Annotated in this window: 10 protein-coding genes; 7 read left to right on the top strand and 3 right to left on the bottom strand. The window is 65.5% G+C overall.

Annotation, left to right across the window (positions count from 1 at the left end; genetic code table 11):
- Positions 1-39 precede the first annotated feature (39 nt).
- From H3T92_RS04770 to H3T92_RS04760, 3 genes are all read left to right on the top strand, one after another.
- Positions 40-1,440, top strand: a complete 1,401-nt coding sequence (locus tag H3T92_RS04770) for an RNA polymerase sigma factor (RefSeq protein WP_415873705.1) — start codon at positions 40-42, stop codon at positions 1,438-1,440.
- 131 nt (positions 1,441-1,571) lie between these two features.
- Complete coding sequence (locus H3T92_RS04765) at positions 1,572-3,920, top strand: DNA gyrase/topoisomerase IV subunit B (protein ID WP_198189451.1); 2,349 nt, start codon at positions 1,572-1,574, stop codon at positions 3,918-3,920.
- A gap of 39 nt (positions 3,921-3,959) precedes the next feature.
- Positions 3,960-8,888, top strand: coding sequence for an ATP-dependent helicase (locus tag H3T92_RS04760; protein ID WP_198189450.1), 4,929 nt, complete (start codon positions 3,960-3,962; stop codon positions 8,886-8,888).
- A 17-nt stretch (positions 8,889-8,905) separates the two neighbouring features.
- Here the strand turns inward: H3T92_RS04760 and H3T92_RS04755 are convergent, their stop codons facing one another.
- Complete coding sequence (locus H3T92_RS04755) at positions 8,906-11,542, bottom strand: DNA gyrase/topoisomerase IV subunit A (RefSeq protein WP_198189672.1); 2,637 nt, start codon at positions 11,540-11,542, stop codon at positions 8,906-8,908.
- A 114-nt stretch (positions 11,543-11,656) separates the two neighbouring features.
- On the opposite strand from H3T92_RS04755, the gene H3T92_RS04750 reads away from it, so the two are divergent.
- Positions 11,657-12,880, top strand: coding sequence for an alkaline phosphatase family protein (locus tag H3T92_RS04750; RefSeq protein ID WP_144086006.1), 1,224 nt, complete (start codon positions 11,657-11,659; stop codon positions 12,878-12,880).
- Here the strand turns inward: H3T92_RS04750 and sepH are convergent, their stop codons facing one another.
- Positions 12,881-13,915, bottom strand: a complete 1,035-nt coding sequence (gene sepH / locus H3T92_RS04745; protein WP_144086007.1) for a septation protein SepH — start codon at positions 13,913-13,915, stop codon at positions 12,881-12,883.
- Between the two features lie 167 nt (positions 13,916-14,082).
- Between sepH and H3T92_RS04740 the strand changes: the two genes are divergently transcribed.
- From H3T92_RS04740 to H3T92_RS04730, 3 genes are all read left to right on the top strand, one after another.
- A complete protein-coding gene (locus tag H3T92_RS04740; RefSeq protein ID WP_101432216.1) occupies positions 14,083-14,376 on the top strand; it encodes a DUF4193 domain-containing protein in 294 nt (97 codons plus the stop codon).
- The gene (gene dut / locus H3T92_RS04735) at positions 14,376-14,840 is read left to right on the top strand and encodes a dUTP diphosphatase (protein WP_144086008.1); all 465 of its coding nucleotides are present in this window, start codon (positions 14,376-14,378) and stop codon (positions 14,838-14,840) included. Before H3T92_RS04740 ends, dut begins: the two co-directional genes overlap by 1 nt.
- An 83-nt stretch (positions 14,841-14,923) precedes the next feature.
- Positions 14,924-17,284, top strand: coding sequence for a RelA/SpoT family protein (locus tag H3T92_RS04730; RefSeq protein WP_232342002.1), 2,361 nt, complete (start codon positions 14,924-14,926; stop codon positions 17,282-17,284).
- A 185-nt stretch (positions 17,285-17,469) separates the two neighbouring features.
- Here H3T92_RS04730 and H3T92_RS04725 read toward each other — a convergent pair whose 3' ends face one another.
- Entirely contained in the window at positions 17,470-18,969 is a 1,500-nt protein-coding gene (locus tag H3T92_RS04725) for a DUF349 domain-containing protein (RefSeq protein WP_198189449.1), read from the bottom strand.
- Positions 18,970-19,052: the final 83 nt, after the last annotated feature.

Genomic DNA, 19,052 nt, shown 5'->3' with positions numbered 1-19,052 from the left:
AAAGCAGTGTCGGCGGGTGGGATGATCCAGGAGGAGAATTTGGCCACGAAGGACACCAAGTCAGCCAAGACAGCCGCAGTGGATACCGCAAAGGGCCGGACCAGTTCAACTGCCGGCAAGACCAAGACCGCCACCAGGTCCAAGACCAGCAGCAAGGCGTCCCGCAAGACCGCGTCCCGCAAGAGCGCCACTACGAGCACCTCGGCGACCAAGACGAACCGCCGTCCGGCCTCCAAGACCGCCAAGAAGGTCGAAGAGAAGCCCATCCTGCAGCAGGATGAGCAGGAGCCCGACGAGGATCTGCTTGACGATCAGGAGGACGACGACCAGCTGGAGGACGAGCCCGACGAGGACGATCAGGAGGAGGACGAGGCCTCCCAGGTCCAGGATGAGGCCGAGGAGGACCGCAAGGCCGCCCATGCCCTAGCAGCCAAGGTCAAGGGCGCTTTCGTCGTCGACGACTCCGACGACGATGAGAATGTCACCCCCTCAGGCAATCCCAAGCGTCGGGTGGTCACCGCCGGCGCCACTGCCGATCCTGTCAAGGACTACCTCAAGCAGATCGGCCGCGTCAGCCTGCTGAACGCCGAGCAGGAGGTGGATCTCTCGGAGCGCATCGAGGCCGGCCTCTACGCCCAGCATCTGCTGGATACCGAGGGCGAGGACATGGACTTCAAGCGTCGCCGCGAGCTCAAGTGGGCCGCCAACGACGGGAAGAAGGCCAAGGACCATCTGTTGGAGGCCAACCTGCGATTGGTGGTCTCCCTGGCCAAGCGCTACACCGGCAGGGGCATGCTCTTCCTGGATCTGATCCAGGAAGGCAATCTGGGTCTGATTCGCGCCGTGGAGAAGTTCGACTACACCAAGGGCTACAAGTTCTCCACCTACGCCACCTGGTGGATTCGTCAGGCCATTACCCGCGCCATGGCCGACCAGGCCCGCACCATCCGCGTGCCCGTCCACATGGTCGAGGTCATCAACAAGCTTTCCCGCGTCCAGCGTCAGATGCTGCAGGACCTGGGCCGCGAACCCACCCCCGACGAGCTGGCCAGGGAACTGGACATGCCGGTCGAGAAGGTCCAGGAGGTCCAGAAGTACGGCCGCGAGCCCATCTCCCTGCACACCCCACTGGGTGAAGACGGCGACTCGGAGTTCGGCGACCTTATTGAGGACACCGACGCCATCGCCCCCTCGGATGCTGTGGCCTTCTCCCTGCTGCAGGAGCAGTTCCAGCAGGTTCTCGAGACCCTGAGCCCCCGCGAGGCCGGCGTCATCAAGATGCGCTACGGCCTGGAGGATGGACAGCCCAAGACCCTGGACGACATCGGCCGCGTCTACGGGGTCACCCGTGAGCGCATCCGCCAGATCGAGTCCAAGACCATGTCCAAGCTGCGGCATCCCTCGCGCTCGCAGACCCTGCGCGACTTCCTGGACCAGTGACCTCTGCGCCCGACGGGGAAGCCCTGATGCTGTCGAGGCCTCCTTGCTAGAAATGGTCATCGGTGCGTAAGCGACCGCCCATGCGGGGATCCCTGTCCCCCTTGGGCGCCATGAGGTGAACGGCGAGGTAAATGGTGGCGAAAAAGCCTGATACGGGAAAGTCCTATGGTGCCGGCAGTCTGACGGTTCTGGATGGCTTGGACGCAGTGCGCAAGCGTCCAGGCATGTACATCGGAACCACGGACAGCCAGGGGCTCATGCACTGCCTTTGGGAGATCATCGACAACGCCGTGGACGAGGCCCTGGCCGGCCAGTGCGACCACATCAAGGTCATCCTGCACAGGGACGGCTCCATCGAGGTGGACGACAACGGCCGAGGCATCCCCGTCGATACTGAGCCGCGGACCGGGCTGACCGGCGTGGAGGTGGTTCTGACCAAGCTTCATGCCGGCGCCAAGTTCGGCAACTCTTCATACACGGCTGTTGGCGGCCTGCACGGCGTGGGCTCTTCGGTGGTCAACGCCTTGAGCTCCCGACTGGACGTGGAGGTGGACAGGGACGGCAAGACCCACCGGATGCGCTTCCACCAGGGCCATCCCGGCACCTATCAGGACCCTGATCCGGAGCATCCCTCGCCTGATTCGCCCTTCAAACGCACCAGGAAGAACCGGCCTACGCCCCTGGAGGTGGTGGGCAGCGTGCCCAAGTCCCGGACCGGCACCAGGGTGCGTTACTGGGCCGACCCGGAAATTTTCAACTCAACGGCCCGGTTCAGCTACGCTCAGCTGATCGACCGGGTGCGTCAGACCAGCTTCCTGGTGCCCGGCCTCAAGATCACCGTGGTCGACGACCGCATCCCCGCCACAGGAAGCGCCGAGCAGGATCTGCGCCTGGAGGTTGACGGCGAACCCGCTGCGGAGTCGAGCGGCCAGGACGATCACGGGAGCCTTCGCGAATCGCTTGGCAGCGGCGACCTCCCTGAAGAAGATGCCGTAGAAGAAGGTGCCGAAGACGCGCAGGCGGACGATGTCAGCCTTTCGGCCACCGAGCAGGCCGACCGGGCCATGCTGCAGCCGGAGGACGAGTCTGGCCATCAACGGGTGGAGGAGTTCCTGCACACTGGCGGGGTGACGGATTTCGTGGACTTCCTGTCCAAGGGCGAGCCGGTCAGCGACATCTGGCGGATCAGCGGCCAGGACACCTACCAGGAGGAGACCCAGCGTGTGGGCTCGGACGGGGAGCTGCATGCCGAGCAGGTGGAACGGGTCTGCGGTGTGGATATCGCCCTGCGCTGGGTCAACGACTACGATTCTGTCGTCCGCAGCTTCGTCAATGTGGTGGAGACGCCTGGCGGAGGCATGCACGTGGACGGGTTCATGAACGCCATGACCCGCCAGGTGCGCAAGGCCGTGGAGGCCAACGCCCGCCGCCTCAAGGTCAACCTCAAGGACTCCCATACCAAGGTGGAGCGCGACGACGTCCTGGCCGGGCTGGTGGCCGTGGTCACCGTGCGCATCGCCGAGCCGCAGTTCCAGGGCCAGACCAAGGACGTGCTGGGTACGGCCCAGGTCAAACCCATCGTCACCCGGATGACCGACGACCAGTTCGGCCAGATGATCAGCGGCTCCAAGCGCGGCTTCAAGGAGCAGTCCGGCCAGGTGCTGGAGAAGATCGTGGGCGAGATGCACGCCCGCGTCCAGGCACGCAAGACCAAGGAGGTCACCAGGCGCAAGAACGCCCTGGAATCGGCTTCCATGCCCTCCAAGCTCTCGGATTCCATGCCCGGCAACGACGATATCGCCGAGCTGTTCATCGTCGAGGGCGACTCCGCCTTGGGCACGGCCAAGGCGGCACGAAACTCCATGTTCCAGGCCCTGCTGCCCATCCGCGGCAAGATCCTCAACGTGCAGAAGGCCTCCCTGTCCCAGATGCTGACCAACAAGGAGTGCGCCTCCATCATCCAGGTGGTCGGCGCCGGCTCGGGAGCCAGCTTCGACATCGACCAGGCCCGCTACAACAAGGTCATCATGATGACCGATGCCGACGTGGACGGCGCCCACATCCGCATCCTCCTGCTGACCCTCTTCTACCGCTACATGCGGCCCCTGATCGAGAACGGGCGGGTCTACGCAGCCGTGCCGCCCCTGCATCGAATCGCCCTGGCAGGCAAGAACAAGGGGAAGTTCATCTACACCTATTCGGACGATGAGCTGGAGGGCAAGCTGGCCGACCTGCAGGCCAAGCACATCGACTACAATCCCGATGTGCAGCGCTACAAGGGTCTGGGCGAGATGGACGCCGACCAGCTGGCCGACACCACCATGGATCCCAGGACCCGCATGCTGCGCCGCATCCGCATGGAGGATGCCGCACAGGCGGCCGGCATCTTCCCCCTGCTCATGGGGGACGACGTGCCGCCGCGCAAGCAGTTCATCGTGGACAATGCCGACGACTTCGACCGGAGCAAGATCGACACCTGATCGACTTTCAGCAAGGCCCAGAAGGGCGGGGAGGGGAGTATGACGCATATGGGCGATCCCTTGGACAATTTTTCCCCGCAGACGGCCGACTGGTTTCGCCAGACCTTTCCTGAGGGGCCCACGCCGACCCAGGTGCAGGCCTGGCCGGCCATCCGCGCAGGCGGCGATGCGCTGATCATTTCGCCCACCGGTTCGGGCAAGACCCTGGCCGCCTTTCTTTGGGCCATCGACGAGCTTATGACCAAGCCCCGGCGCTCCCGGAAGCCTGGGGTCGCCGTGCTCTACATCTCGCCCATGAAGGCCCTGGGGACGGATGTGGCCCGCAACCTGCAGGCTCCGCTGGAAGGCATCGCCGAGCGGTTTGAACAGCAGGGACGCCAAGCACCCAAGGTCCGGACGGGCATCCGCACCGGAGACACCGATGCCCGCGGCCGCAGGGCCCTGGCCGCCCATCCGCCGGACATTCTGGTCACCACCCCTGAATCCCTCTATCTGATGCTGACCTCCAAGACGGCCAGCACGCTGAAGAACGTGCAAACCGTTATTGTGGACGAAATCCACGTTTTGGCGGGCAATAAGCGCGGGGCTCATCTGGCCCTGAGCCTGGAGCGCCTGGACGACCTGGTCGGAGGGCCTGTGCAGCGGATAGGCCTGTCGGCTACGGTCCGCCCGCCCGAGCAGGTGGCACGTTTCCTGGGTGGCAGCCGTCCGGTCAGTCTGATCCAGCCCAAGTCGTCCACAGCCATGGACCTGCGCCTGATCGAGCCCCTGGAGGACATGGCCGATCTGGCGGCGCCGCCCGGCGAGCCCGGTCAGGAGGGTCAGGAGGGCGACCAAAGAAGCGGATCCATCTGGCCAGCCATCGAGCGGGCCATTCTGGATCAGGTGCTGTCCCACCGCACCACCCTGGTCTTCGTAAACTCCCGAGGGCTCGCCGAACGCCTGACCGCCCGGCTGAACGACCTGCATCAAGCCGATGTAAGCCAGGGCGGCCGGTATTGGAACGGGCGTGACCGGTCAGGTCCCTCTGACAAGTCCGAGCCGGCCAGGGAGCCCGCCCACTACGATTCGGCCACCGGGTCCACCTCCGAGAGAACCTCTGGCCAAACTGTCGACCAACCCATTGCCATGGCCCACCATGGATCGGTGTCCAAGGAACGCCGGCGCCAGGTGGAGGATGACCTCAAGGCCGGCAGACTGCGCTGTGTGGTGGCCACCTCCAGCCTGGAGCTGGGCATCGATATGGGCTCGGTCGATCTGGTCATCCAGGTCAACGCCCCGCTGTCGACCGCCTCGGGACTGCAGCGGGTGGGCCGGGCCGATCACCAGGTCGGTCGGGTATCGCAGGCCAGGCTGTTCCCGCTGACCCGCGAGCAGATCCTGGAGTGCACAGCCAGCATGGAAAGCATGGTCCAGGGCGACATCGAACCGACCATCATGCCCAGCAGTCCCTTGGATGTTCTGGCCCAGCAGACGGTGGCCGCAGCCGCCATGGGGCCGCTCAAGGAGCAGGACTGGCTGACCACGGTCAGACGGGCCGCGCCCTTCGCCCACCTGGATCAGCAGGTCTACCGGGCGGTGCTGGGCATGCTCAGCGGCGCCTACACCTCCCAGGATTTCACCGCTTTCCGCCCCATCTTGGTCTGGGACCACCAGACCGGCATCCTGACGGCCCGCCCCGGCGCGCAACGACTGGCGGTGACCTCCGGGGGCACCATTCCCGACCGTGGCTCCTACAGCGTGGTCATGCCCTCCGAGGCCGCCGGCGGCAAGCCACGACGAGTGGGGGAGCTGGACGAGGAGATGGTCTACGAGTCCCGCAAGGGGGACGTGATCACCCTGGGCACCACCTCCTGGAGGATCCAGCAGATCACCCGCGACCGTGTGGTGGTGGTGCCCGCTCCGGGACGCTCCGCCAGACTGCCTTTCTGGCACGGGGAGGGCACCGGCCGTGACCCTGTCTTCGGCCGTCGTCTGGGCAGGCTGGCCAGGGAACTGTCCCAGGGCCTGATACCGGCAGTCCAGACTGCCTCCGGTCGGCCGGGCTTCACGCAACCCGTCTGTGCTCGTCTGCTGGGGGACGGGCTGGACCGTCCTGCCATCAACAATCTGGCCGCCTTTCTGGCCGAACAGCAGGCCTCCACCGGCCGGGTGCCCGACGACCGTCACCTGGTGGTCGAGCGCTGCCCCAACGAGGAGGGCGATCTGAGGCTGATCCTCCATTCGCCATACGGCCGCAGGGTCAACGAGCCCTGGGCCCTGGCCATCGCCGCCCGGCTCTCCCGTGAGCGCGGCTATGACGGATCCGTCTGGGCGGGGGAGGACGGCATCGTCGTGCAGATTCCGGGTACCGATGCCTTCCTGGAAGACCAGCGAATATTCGGATTCACCCCCGATCAGGCGGAGCGTGAGGTCCGCCGGCATCTGGTCGGCTCGGCGCTCTTCCAGGCCCGCTTCCGCCAGTGCGCAGCCCGCTCGCTCTACATGCCCAGGATGGAGCCGGGCCGCAGGGTTCCGCTCTGGCAGCAGCGTCTGCGGGCCTCCCGTCTGCTGGACGCGGCCCTGAAGGAGGACGACTTCCCCCTGGTTCTGGAGACCATGCGCGAATGCTTGCAGGATGTCTACGACATGCCTGCCCTGCGCGAGCTCATGACCGACCTGGAGCAGGGGAGCGTCCGTCTGGTCCCGGCCTCCACCAAGACCCCCTCGCCCATGGCCTCAGGACTGCTCTTCGGCTACCTGGGGACCTTCATGTACCAGTACGACATGCCCAAGGCCGAGCGCGACGCCGCCATGCTGGCCATCGACTCCGACCTGCTGGAGCAGATGGTCGGCCAAGTGGACATGGCTGACCTCCTGGACCAGGAGACCGTCGATCAGGTGACTGCTGACCTGCAGCGGCTTTCGCCCAAGACCCGGGCCAGGGGGGCCGAAGGACTGGCCGACCTGCTGCGCACCCTGGGTCCCATGGACCTGGCCGGCATTGGTCGGCGCATGCGCGGTCAGGAGGACGAACCGGTGACGCAGGCACAGGTCCGGGCCATGCTGGAGGGGCTGCAGGCCCAGTCCAGGGTGGTTCCGGTCAGGTTAGGCACTCGCGACTGCTGGGTATGGGCCGGCCAGGCAGGACGGCTGACGGCGGTCCTGGGCCCAGGCGTCATCCAGCCATCCGCCCAGCCGACAAAGGAATCGGAATCAGACAGCGAGGCCTTCGACCAGCTGGTCAGGCAATACGCCGCAGTCCATGGGCCGTTCACCACCGAGGACCTGGCCGGCCACCTGGGTCTGGGCGGTGCTCTATTGGAGGACAGGCTGCGTTCCCTGGTCGCACGCGAGTTGCTCATGACCGGGGTCTTCCCCCGTCCCGACCTGAGCGCCTATGGCGAGCCCGGATGGGAGGGAGGCGAACCCCGCCGAGGATGGCTGGATCCCGAGGTCTTCCGTCGGCTGCGCTCGCGGTCCCTGGCCAAGGCCAGCAAGGCCGCCAGTCCCGTCCCCGGCCATGTCTACAGCGACTTTCTTCTTCACCGGCAGGGTCTGGCGCCCCTGGGCCAGGAGCCCTTGATGGGCACCGAAGGACTGCTGGAGGTGATCGGGCAGCTGGAGGGGCTGGCTCTGCCGCCCGAACTCTGGGAGTCGGCCATCTTCCCGGCCAGGGTGCGTGATTACGGCCCGGCATTGATGGACGACCTGTTGGCCTCGGGCCAGGTGGTCTGGGTGGGGTCCGACCAAGGGGAGGGCCCGCTGGGCGCCATGACCTTTTATCTGGCCGAGGACCTGGACGAGGAGCTTCCAGCACAATCCGCCGGCCCTCCGTCAGCCACAAATGGGACCGGCAACCCGAGCCACCCGGGCAAGGCGGGCGATCTGGAAAAGGTCCTGCTGGGTGTGCTGGCCGATGGGGGAGCCTACCGCTTCGATCGCCTTCTGCGCGCCTGCGCCAGTCGGGGCGGGGATGACATCGAGTCCCCTGTCTCTGAAGCCCCCGACCAGGAGGCCATGGCCCGGTCGCTCTGGGGCCTGGTCAGGCGTGGGCTGGTCACCAATGCCTCCCTGGCTCCGGTTCGGCGCCTGGTTCGAGGATCAGGCTCACCGACCTCGGGTAGGACGCGCCGGTTGCCCCATGGTCTGCGTGGACACGGCAGGTCCTTGGCGCGCGCTGCCTTGGCTCGGGCGGCCGGCTCGTCAGCGCTGTCAGCGGCGACGGAGGGATTCTGGACCCTGGTTGCGGAAGAGCGCGGAGCAGCGAGAGGTGCAGCGGGGACTGGCATGGCTGATGCAAACCACAAGCTCAGCGGTGGCCAGGATGATGACCGGCAGCGGACCGTCCGCCTGGTCCACGACGAGCAGGCCATTCTGGGCCGCTATGGGCTCCTGGCCCCGGTCCTGCCAGAAGTGCGATCCCTGCCCGGCGGATTCTCGGCCCTTTATCAGGTCTGCAGACGCATGGAGGAGGCCGGCCAGCTGACGCGTGGGGTCATCGTCGACGGTTTCGGCGGCGCCCAGTTCGCCCCCCGGGAGGTGATTGACCAGCTCAGAGGCTTCCAAGAGGATGAGCGCAATGACGATGGCGAAGGCGGATCGAAGCAGCGGCCGCCCGAGCCCGTGGTCATGGATGTGACGGATCCTGCCAACCTCTATGGCACGGCCCTAGCATGGCCGGCCGCATCAGGGGACGGCAGCGGTCGTCCCATTCGGCGCATGGGGAACCTCCTGGTGCAGAATCGAGGCCGCGCCCTGGTCTACGCGGCGCCCAAGGGGCATCATCTGCTGGTCTTCGGTGAGCCCGAGCGTGGATTGCTGGAGGCCGCCTTCGCCCAGCTGGCCTCTTGGCTGAGGCGGGGCGGACAGGGACGCATCCTCTTCAGTGACTCCAATGGCCGGCCCCTGACCATGCGCGAACCGGTGGGCATGGCCCTGGCCGCCGCCGGATTCACGGCTGGGCCGGGCGGCATGGCCCTCTACTGAGTCTTTGTTGAGCGCCCTCAGGCCACGAAGGCGATGGGCGCTGCCAGCTCCTGGCCGGAGGCATCCCGGCGCATGTCCACATCGGGCAGTTCGACCGGAGAACCGGCAGCGGTGCTGGCGTGCAGGGGCCAGGCGCCCACCCGGGCCAGCAGCAGGCTGTCCTGGCCCTTGAGGAAGCGCTGGGAGCGCACGCCTTTCGTTCCACGGCCCTTGACTGGATACATCTCCAGCGGGGTCAGCTTGGCGGATCCGTTCTCAGTGCCGGGCAGGGCCTCTGAGTCGCCGGCCACGGTCAGGACCACGGCCCCGGCCTGGGTGCTCATGCCATCCTCGCCGGTCTCCTGGTAGGTCCAGCCGATCTCCCCGGCCGGCACGACCGCGAAGGCGGCGACCTGGCAGCCCTGGGCCAGACGGATGCCGGCCATGCCGGCCGCATTGCGGCCCTGGGGTCGAACCTTGTCCCCGGTGAAGGTCAAGAGGCTGGCATCCGAGGAGATGAGCACCATGCGGTCCCCGTCCTGGCAGGGGGCCGCGAAGACCACCTGGTCGCCGTCCTTCAGGTCGATGACTAGCCATGAGTCCATGGTGGTCGGGGATTCGCGGTTCCAGCGCTTGACCGTGCCCTGTCGGGTGCCCAGGGCCAAGGGGCGGGTGTCGGCCATGTCGATGACGGTGACGGCGTGCTCGTCGGCCTGAGGCTCGGTGCTGGCGGTCCCGCCCAGAAGCTCGTCGGCCACGATGCCCCCGCCCAGGTTGGGGTTGGCGGTGGCCGGGATCAGCGGCAGGTCGGCCACAGGAGCGGTGATCAGCCGTCCGGCCGTGGTGACCAGGCCGTAGGTGGCCAGGGTGGTGGTGGCGAATATGGCGATGATCTGGTCGTCATGCCCCCGGTCCTGGTTGCGCGGGCGCGACCGCCAGGCATCCAGGGCGCCCGGGGTGCTGCGTGCCAGCAGGCCGGTGGCGCTCATCATGACCGTGCAGGGCTTGTCCTCCATGTGCAGGTCGCCGTCGCCACTGCCGCGGCTGGTTCCTCCGCTGGCTACCAGCGCAGCCTGCGACCCAGCGCCCACTTTGCCGGAGGTCTGCTGAGTGGTCTGCTGATCGCCAGCTGCTGCTGACTGCACGGGGGCCAGGTCGCCGGAAGGCTCCTGGTCCAGGATGACCGTGCGCCTGGGCGTGCCCCACTGGGCCACCGCCTGATCCATCTCCTGGATGACCACCCGGTCCAGCTCGGCCGAGGAGCCCAGAATCCGCTCCAGCTCCTCCAGCTGCTTGTTGAGCTCGTCACGCTCGCCCTCCAGCTCGATCCGGCTCATCTTGGTCAGCCGCCGCAGCCGCAGGTCAAGAATGTACTGGGCCTGGGTCTGATCCAGATCGAAGACCGCCATCAGCCTGGTCTTGGCCGCATCCGCGTCGTCCGAGCTGCGGATGACCTGGATGACCTCGTCGATGTCGACCAGGGCCAGCAGGAGCCCCTCGACCAGGTGCAGACGCTCCAGGGCCTTCTTGCGGCGGAACTCGCTGCGCCGATGGATGACCGTGCGTCGGTGCTCCACCCAGACCTCCAGCAGCTCCTTGAGCCCCATGGTTCTGGGCCGTCCATGGACCAGGGCCACGTTGTTGATGGTGAAGGAGTCCTCCAGGGGCGTGTACTTGAAGAGCTTGCCCAGCACCTTGCCCGGGTCGAATCCCGTCTTGATCTCGATGACCAGGCGGGTCCCGTTGTGCCGGTCGGTCAGGTCGATGGCGCTGGAGATGCCCTCCAGCTTGTGGTTGCGCACCCCATCCGAGATGCGTTCCAGAACCCGCTCAGGGCCCACCATGAAGGGCAGCTCGGTGACCACGATGGCCTTCTTGCGGGCGGTCACGTTCTCCAGGTGGGTGACGGACCTGGTCACGAAGGCCCCTCGGCCGTGCTCGTAGGCCTTGCGGATGCCGTCCCGTCCCACGATGACTCCGCCGCCGGGCAGATCCGGGCCGGGCACGTAGCGCATGAGCTCGTCCAGCCCTGCGTCCGGGTGAGCCATCAGATACTTGGCGGCGGCCACCACCTCGCCCAGGTTGTGGGTGATCATGTTGGTGGCCATGCCCACGGCGATGCCCGAGGCCCCGTTGACCAGCAGGTTGGGGATGGCCGAGGGCAGGACCTGGGGCTCCTTGAGCTTGTTGTCGTAGTTGGGGGAGAAGTCCACCGTGTCCTGGTCGATGTCGGCGTTCATGCCCAGGGCCGCAGGAGCCAGCCTGGCCTCGGTGTAGCGGGAGGCGGCAGGTCCGTCGTCCAGGGAGCCGAAGTTGCCGTGGCCGTCGACCAGGGGCAGGCGCATGGCAAAGGGCTGGGCCAGCCGGACCATGGCCTCGTAGATGGAAGAGTCGCCATGGGGGTGCAGCTTGCCCATGACCTCGCCCACCGCCCTGGCGGACTTCATATAGGGGCGGTCGGGGTTGAGGTTCATCTGGCCCATCTGGTAGATGATCCGCCGCTGAACAGGCTTGAGTCCGTCGCGGGCATCGGGCAGGGCCCGTGCGTAGATGACCGAGTAGGCATATTCCAGGAAGGACTTGCTCATCTCCTCGTTCAGAGGGGTTTCGACGATGTGCTCCTTGACCTGCCGGGGGTCGTATCCCGCCGCCTTGCTCCTGCGATGAGTTGCCATGCTCAAGCTCCTGCTCCTTCACGTTCCGCCTTATGATAACCGGACGGTCCGCCAAAGCATTCGCAGCAGGCATGCGGTGTCGGCCTGGGGTCTGACCGTGCTTGAATGGAAGGCATGGGTCTGGATACACCTGACATGAAGGAACTGCTGCAGCCGAGTCTGCCTATCCAATACGGGGACCAGGCGGGGAATAACCATGTTGGCGGGGCCAGGCATCTGTCCGCCGTCCTGCCGGCCCTGAGCGCCTGTCTGGGAACGCCTGTGGCCACTGATGTCCATCCGTCCGCCAAGGCCCTCCAGGAGGCCCTGGGACTGCCGGAGGCACGGTCGGCGGTCGTCGTCCTGGTGGATGGGCTGGGATTCTGGAATCTGGTCAGCCGGCAGGGCCATGTGCCCTACCTGCGCTCGCTGCTGTCCGAACCCATCAACCAGCGTCCCCTCTACACCAGTCTGCCCTCGACGACCGTGGCGGCCATGGGAGTCTTCGGCACCGGAACCAGCCCGGGGCTGACCGGCATGACCGGCTACACCCAGCTGAACCCGGACACCGGCCAGCTGGGTCAGATGATCCAATTCAGGGGGGCTCAGGATCCCGAGCGTCTGCAACGCCGTCCCACGGTCTTCGAGACTCTCCAGGCGCAGGGGGTCCGGGTGACCTCCTCGGGCCTGCCGCGTTTTCGCGACTCAGCCCTGACCCGTGCGGCTCTGCGCGGCGGGGAGTACCTGGCCCACAATCACTCCCGTCAGCGTCTTCTGGCTGCCTGCCAGGCTGCCCGCCAGCCGGGGCTGACCTACCTCTATATCCGCGATGTGGACAAGGTGGGCCACCACAGCGGCTGGGAGGGCGAGGAATGGGTGGCCGCTCTGGAAGCGACCGATGCACAGCTGGCCGAGCTTCATCGCCGCCTGCCCGCCGGGACGCTGACGGTGATCGTGGCCGATCATGGCATGGTTGAGTCCGATCCGAACCAGCGCATTGACATCGCCCAGGACCCGGAGCTGAGCCGGGATGTGCGACTGGTGGGCGGCGAGCCTAGGGCGGTCATGCTCTATCTGGACCAGAGGGCGGATCCCCAGGTCGTGGCCGCCCGTTGGCGGGGGCGTCTGGGGGAGCGAGCCTGGGTGCTGACCCGGGACCAGGCCATCGAACGGGGAATCTTCGGTCCTGTGGATGCCCGGATTCGACCCATGATCGGCGACCTTCTGGTGCTGGCCGGCGATCGGATCACCTTAGTGAATTCGGCTGATCAGACCGATGCAGCGACCAGGCTGCCTGGCGTCCATGGCTCCTGGACCCGTCTGGAGACGCAGATCCCCTGCCTGATCGATCTGGTCTGACTACTTGCCGAAGAGGATCTCATCCCAGCTGGGTACGGCCGACCGCCCGGAGTGCTTTTTGGCCCGCTTGCTGCGGCGGCCCTCCTTGGGCTGATCCTCCTGCTCGTCCTGCCCGGCATCATCGCCTTGATCCTGTTGCTGGTGCTGCCCATGGTTCTGCACGGGCAGGACCATGGTGGATTCGTTGTCTCTGATGGGAGGATGCTCGGCCGTATCGGGATCCTCGCTCAGCTCGGCACGGGGTTGACTGGGCTCTCGGTCGGCTGTCCGCTCCTGGCCTTCCTTGGGCTTGCCATAAAGCCAGGCCGTGAGTGCCGCCTGGCGTTCACCGTTTTCTTCTTCGATTGGGGCAACGGTATCCTGCTGGCTTGGGGGCCGCCTGTCGGTCTGATCGTCGATTTCTTCGGCGGGTCCCTGGTCTCCAGCGGGTCGCTCCTGTCCGTGGTCGTCTGTGGAATCGTCCAGCAGCATCCTTGCCGCCCCGTTCAAACAGGTCACGGTGTTGTCATGCATGTTCCAGGCCCAGCGGGCGTTGAAAATCCGCTTGTCCAGCGTAAACACGCCGTTGATGTTCCAGGGTTCGTACCCTCGTCTGGTGGCCTGCCAGGAAACCTGGGTCAGGCTGACCCCCGCACGGGCCAGCACCTTGCCGATCAGTTCCTGATAGTTTCGTCCCCCCGACCCCTTGGGTGCCGGCATGGTCAGGAACTGCTCGATGGCGTACTTCTTCTCGGTTTCCACAGGAGCCGCGAAACGCCGTACCAGCGCTTCGTTGACAGCGTATTGCTGAGCCACCTGCTCGGGGCGGGCGCCGGCGCGCACAGCGGCCTGAATCGCTGAGACGGGCAGGGGCTTGGACTTGCCGGTCTGGGGGTCCACGTCCTCTTCCTCCTTGACCTGCTTGGCCTCAAGAATGGCGCGATCAAGCGCATCGTCGACTCTTACGGCGAAGTGCCGGTGGTCACAGACGAAGACCAGATCGCCCCTGTCGTCGACATGGTCAAAGCTGGCCACCCTGGTCCCATTCTCAGACATGCACGCCCCTATCCTCTTACGGTTCCTTTACACGGCCTCAGGTATTTCCATTGTGCCCTATGGTTCGTATTTTACGTGCTTTTGAAATCGTGTATCCTATGCGCAGTACATATCGTGTGAAATGACCGGCATACGAGGTGGCTGGTCGAACAAGGAAAGGGTACACGATGGCACAGGATTACGATACCCCGCGAGACAAGGACGAAGACGAGGAATCCCTGCAGGAGCTGGGCAAAAGCGGCCAGGATGCCGGGGCCGACCTGGACGACGACGAGAACGCCATCGCCGAGGACTATGAGCTGCCGGGCGCTGACCTGAGCAATGAGGACTCTTCGGTGACCGTCATCCCCATGCAGGGCGATGAATTCATCTGCTCCAACTGCTTCCTGGTCAAACACCGGAGCCAGCTGGCCTATATGACTCCCGACGGCAAGCCCGTCTGCAAGGAGTGCGCCGCCTGATGGCCTACGACGAGTCCTACAACGAGCCGGAAACGGTCGAGGTCCTGTTCAAATCCTTGGATGGGGCCGAGGTGCCGGAATACGCCATGCCTGGCGATGCGGGGGCTGATCTGCGAGCCAGGGTGGCCGTGGACCTGGCCCCCTTCCAGCGGGCCCTGGTTCCCACTGGTGTCGCTCTGGCTCTGCCCAACGGGTACGTCGGCCTGGTTCACCCACGCTCAGGGCTGGCAGTCAAGATGGGGGTGACCGTGCTCAACGCGCCCGGAACCATCGATGCCGGGTACCGGGGCGAGATCAAGGTGCCGCTGATCAACTTGGATCCGCATGAGTCGGTTCACTTCGAGCCTGGGGAGCGCATTGCCCAGCTGGTCATCCAGCGTTACGTACAGGCCCGTTTCGTGCCCGCAGAACGTCTGCCTGGCTCGGTGCGTTCGGATGCCGGATTCGGCTCGACTGGCCGCTGAGGCATCCTTCGGACACGGACGGCCTGAATGGGTCAGGCGCAAGTGTAGGATTGGTGCATTATATCAGGACATTGGAGGCTTGAATGGTCACTCCGGAGGGCAGCGTCTGCAGCAATGATGTCGGCGAGCAGGCCCCGTCCGGCCTGTCCTCCAGAGCCTTGGGCTGCGAAATCAGCGACGATCCGCTCAACCCCCTGATGCCCATCCGGGAGATCTGCGCCGCCCACCATCCCGGCGAGGACCTGTCCATGCTCCAGCGCGCCTATGACCGGGCTGTAGTCCAGCATGCCAACCAAAGGCGCAAGTCCGGCGAGCCCTACATCATTCATCCACTGGCTGTCGCTCAGATTCTGGCCGACCTGGGCATGGGTCCTACGGTGGTTTCGGCCGGTCTGCTGCACGACACGGTGGAGGATACCGACTACACCCTGGAGCAGTGCAGAAATGACTTCGGCGATACCGTGGCCGGCCTGGTGGATGGGGTCACCAAAATATCCAAGATGGACTACGGCGATTCGGCCCAGGCCGAGACCATCCGCAAGATGATCGTGGCCATGAGCCGGGATGTGCGCGTCCTGGTGGTCAAGCTGGCCGACCGGGTCCACAACGCCCGCACCTGGCGCTACGTCAAGGCTTCATCAGCCCAGCGTAAGGCCCGCGAGACCCTCGATGTCTACGCCCCTCTTGCCAACCGTCTGGGCATGAACGCCATCAAGACCGAGCTGGAGGAGCTCAGCTTCAAGACGCTCTATCCCAAGATCTACAACGAAATCGTAGTGCTGGTCTCCCGCAGGGCGGGCCAGCGGGAGGTCTACCTGAAGCAGATCCTGGACGAGATCCACGAGGATCTGGATGCCCAGGGCATCAAGGCCCAGGTGACCGGACGGCCCAAGGACTACTTCAGCATCTACCAGAAGATGATCGTGCGCGGACACGATTTCGCTAACATTTACGATCTGGTCGGGGTGCGCATCATCGTGGACACCATCCGCGACTGCTATGCGGCCCTGGGCGCCGTCCATGCACGCTGGAGCCCGGTGCCTGGGCGATTCAAGGACTACATCGCCATGCCCAAGACCAACCGCTACCAGTCCTTGCACACCACGGTGGTGGGCCCGGGCGGCAAGCCGGTGGAGATCCAGATCCGCACCTGGCAGATGCACCGTCGTGCTGAGTTCGGCATCGCCGCCCACTGGAAGTACAAGGAGAACGGGTCTGCCGGCCGCGAACTCTCCCAGCCTGACAAGGCTGACGTCAAGCGCGAGCGCCAGGAGGGGGAGCTGAGCCAGGAGGACAACCTGACCTGGATCCAGCAGCTGGCTGACTGGACCAGCGAGACCCCTGACTCCAATGAGTTCCTGGGCTCCCTCAAGGACGATCTGGGTTCGGCCGAGGTCTATGTGTTCACCCCCAAGGGCAAGATCATCTCCCTGCCGGCCGAATCCACCCCCGTGGACTTCGCCTACGCCGTCCACACCGAGGTGGGGCACAGAACCATGGGCGCCAGGGTGAATGGCCGTCTGGTCCCCCTGGACACCAAGCTGCGCAACGGGGACACGGTGGAGATTCTGACCAGCAAGTCGGACACCGATGGGCCCTCGCGCGACTGGCTCAGCTTCGCCAAGAGCCCCCGCGCCCGCAGCAAGATCCGTCAGTGGTTCAGCAAGGAGCGCCGTTCGGAGACCATCGAGGAGGGCAAGGACGAGCTGATCCGCGCCATGCGCAAGCGGAACCTGCCAGTGGCCACCCTGCTGACCCCCGAAGCCATGGTGGGGGCCGCCGACGAGCTCAACTATCCCAATGAGAAGGCCGTCTACGCTGCCATTGGCGACGGACAGGTCTCCACCCAGAACGTGATCTCCCGGCTGGTTCATGACGCCGGCCGGTCAGCCCTCGAGGACGAAGTGGAGCAGGAGGCCATACCTCTGCAGCGGGTGGCCAAATCCAGCCGTCCGGAGACCTCCCAGGGGATCTCGGTCAAGGGTGTGGACGATGTCTGGGTCAAGCTGGCCCGTTGCTGCACCCCAGTGCCGGGAGATCCCATCACCGGGTTCATCACCCGCAACCAGGGCGTCTCGGTCCATCGGTCCGACTGTCAGAACCTTCTGGACCTGCGCAAGAAGCAGCCCGAACGGATCATCGAGGTCTCCTGGACGGGCAAACAGGGCACCTTCATGGTCCAGATCCAGGTGGAGGCCCTGGACCGGCCCCACCTGCTCTCTGACATCACCCAGGTGCTGTCCGACCACGGCGTCAACATCCTGTCGGGCAGCCAGTCCACAGGCCGTGACCGGGTAGCCGTCAGCCAGTTCGTCTTCGAGATGGGCGATCCCCAGCATCTGAACACCCTCTTGTCGGCCGTCAGGAAGATTGACGGGGTCTTCGATGCCTACCGTCTGACCGGAGCCAAGGGTTCGGCCAGCCCCCATATGCGGGCCATCTGACCTCCTCTGCAACCAGGCTTAGAGCCCTTTCCCTGACCTGCTTTTCCGGCTTGTGATCTCTGCATGCTGTTCCAGTCGGTGGCTGTCTGTCTGGAAGTCCTGCTGGAACAAGGTCTCATGGATGGATACGAAAGGACCCCCGGTGGTCGATGACCAGGTCGGGGGTCCTGGTGGAACAGATGCGATCAGCGCACGGCGTTCATCCACTGCTCCTTGGTGGCCTTCTCGGCCTCCAACTCCTGCTTCTTGGCCGGATCCTGCTCGGCGGCGATCCGACGGTCCAGGTCCTCAAGCTGGGCGGCCAGCTGCTGCTCGAAGCTGGAGACGCGGGCATCGGCCTCGGGGTCCGACTGGTTCCAGGCCGCATCCTCCACCGCCTTGATCTGCCGGTCCACAGCATCCATCCTGCCCTCGATCCGGCGCACGTCGTCACGGGGGACAAAGCCGATGCCGTCCCATTCCTCCTGAATCTTGGCCAGCTCCTGCCGCGCCTGCTTGGCGGCCTTGGCATCCTTGACGGGCAGCAGAGCCTCGGCCTTGGCCACCAGGGCTTCTTTCTTGGTCAGGTTCTCGCGCTCGTTGACCGAGGTCTTGTCCCGGTCTGCCTGACGGGCGTTGAAGAAGACATCCGCGGCCTGACGGAACCGGGCCCAGAGGGCATCGTCATCCTGACGCCCTGCCCTTCCGGCCTGCTTCCAACGGTCCATGAGCTCGTTGAACTGGTGGGAGGTGGGTCCCCAGTCGGTGGAGTCCTTGATCTGGTCAGCCTCGGCGATAATCTCCTCCTTGATCCGCTTGGTCTCGGACCGTTGGGCATCACGCTGCTGGGCCCACTTGCGGCGGGCCTGGTTGAAAGTGGTGCGGGCGGATGAGAAGCGCTTCCAGAGGGCGTCCGCGTCGGCCTTGTCGATGCGGATGGTGGTGCGCTGGTGCTGCTGCCACTGCTCGAAGAGGGAACGGAACTTGTCCGCTGTGGAACGCCAGTTGGTGGAGTCGCCCAGGGATGCGGCCAGTTCTTCGGCCTTCTCCACGATGGCAGTCCGCTCCTTGATGGCCTTGGCCATGGCGTCCTTGCGGGCCTGCGCCAACTCGGCCTTGCGCGCCTGCCCCTGCTCAGCCAGCTGATCCAGCTGTGTGCGCAGGGCGGCGAGGTCGCCGACGGCCTCGGGCTGCTTGGTCTCCTCTTTGAGTGAGGTGAGGGACTCGTCGATCTCGTGGGCCTTGATCTTGGGGCTGCGCAGCCTGGAGGCGAAGAGGTTCAGCTTTTCCTTGAGGTCCAGGTATCGGCGGGCATAGAGGTTCAGTGCCTCCTTGGCCTCAGCGTTGGGGAACTGACCCACCTGGCGCTCCTGGTCGTCCTCGCGGACGAAGACGTTGCCCTGCTCGTCCACCCGTCCGAAGGCTTCGGCCTTGTCGATCTCCTCCTGGCTGTAGGTGGGAGCGGCCGGAGCGGCCTTGACGTGAGGGGCCTTGTGGGCCAGAGCCGCAGGGGAGGGGACTGCCTTGGGCTTTGCCGGCTTAGGCGCTACCGGTGCACTCTGGGTCGGTGCATCCTCAGTGGGAGCAGGTTGTTCCTGTGCGGCCTCTGGTGCCGGCGCAGCGGCGACCTGGCCAGCCGCATCCACGGTGTGGTCCTCCTGCGGTGTCGAGGTGTTCTCGGGTGTGATGGCGGTGTTGTCGGCCATGGCCAGCTCCTTAGGCTTGTGTGTTGGAGAGATCGCAAAATATGGCAATACCATTTTCCTTGACCTCCTATAGTATAGGTTCT

Source organism: Bifidobacterium sp. W8112 (assembly GCF_016101425.1).
GTDB classification, from domain to species: domain Bacteria; phylum Actinomycetota; class Actinomycetes; order Actinomycetales; family Bifidobacteriaceae; genus Bombiscardovia; species Bombiscardovia apousia.
Note: the sequence above shows the minus strand (reverse complement) of the source record. Positions and strands in the feature narration are given on the sequence as shown.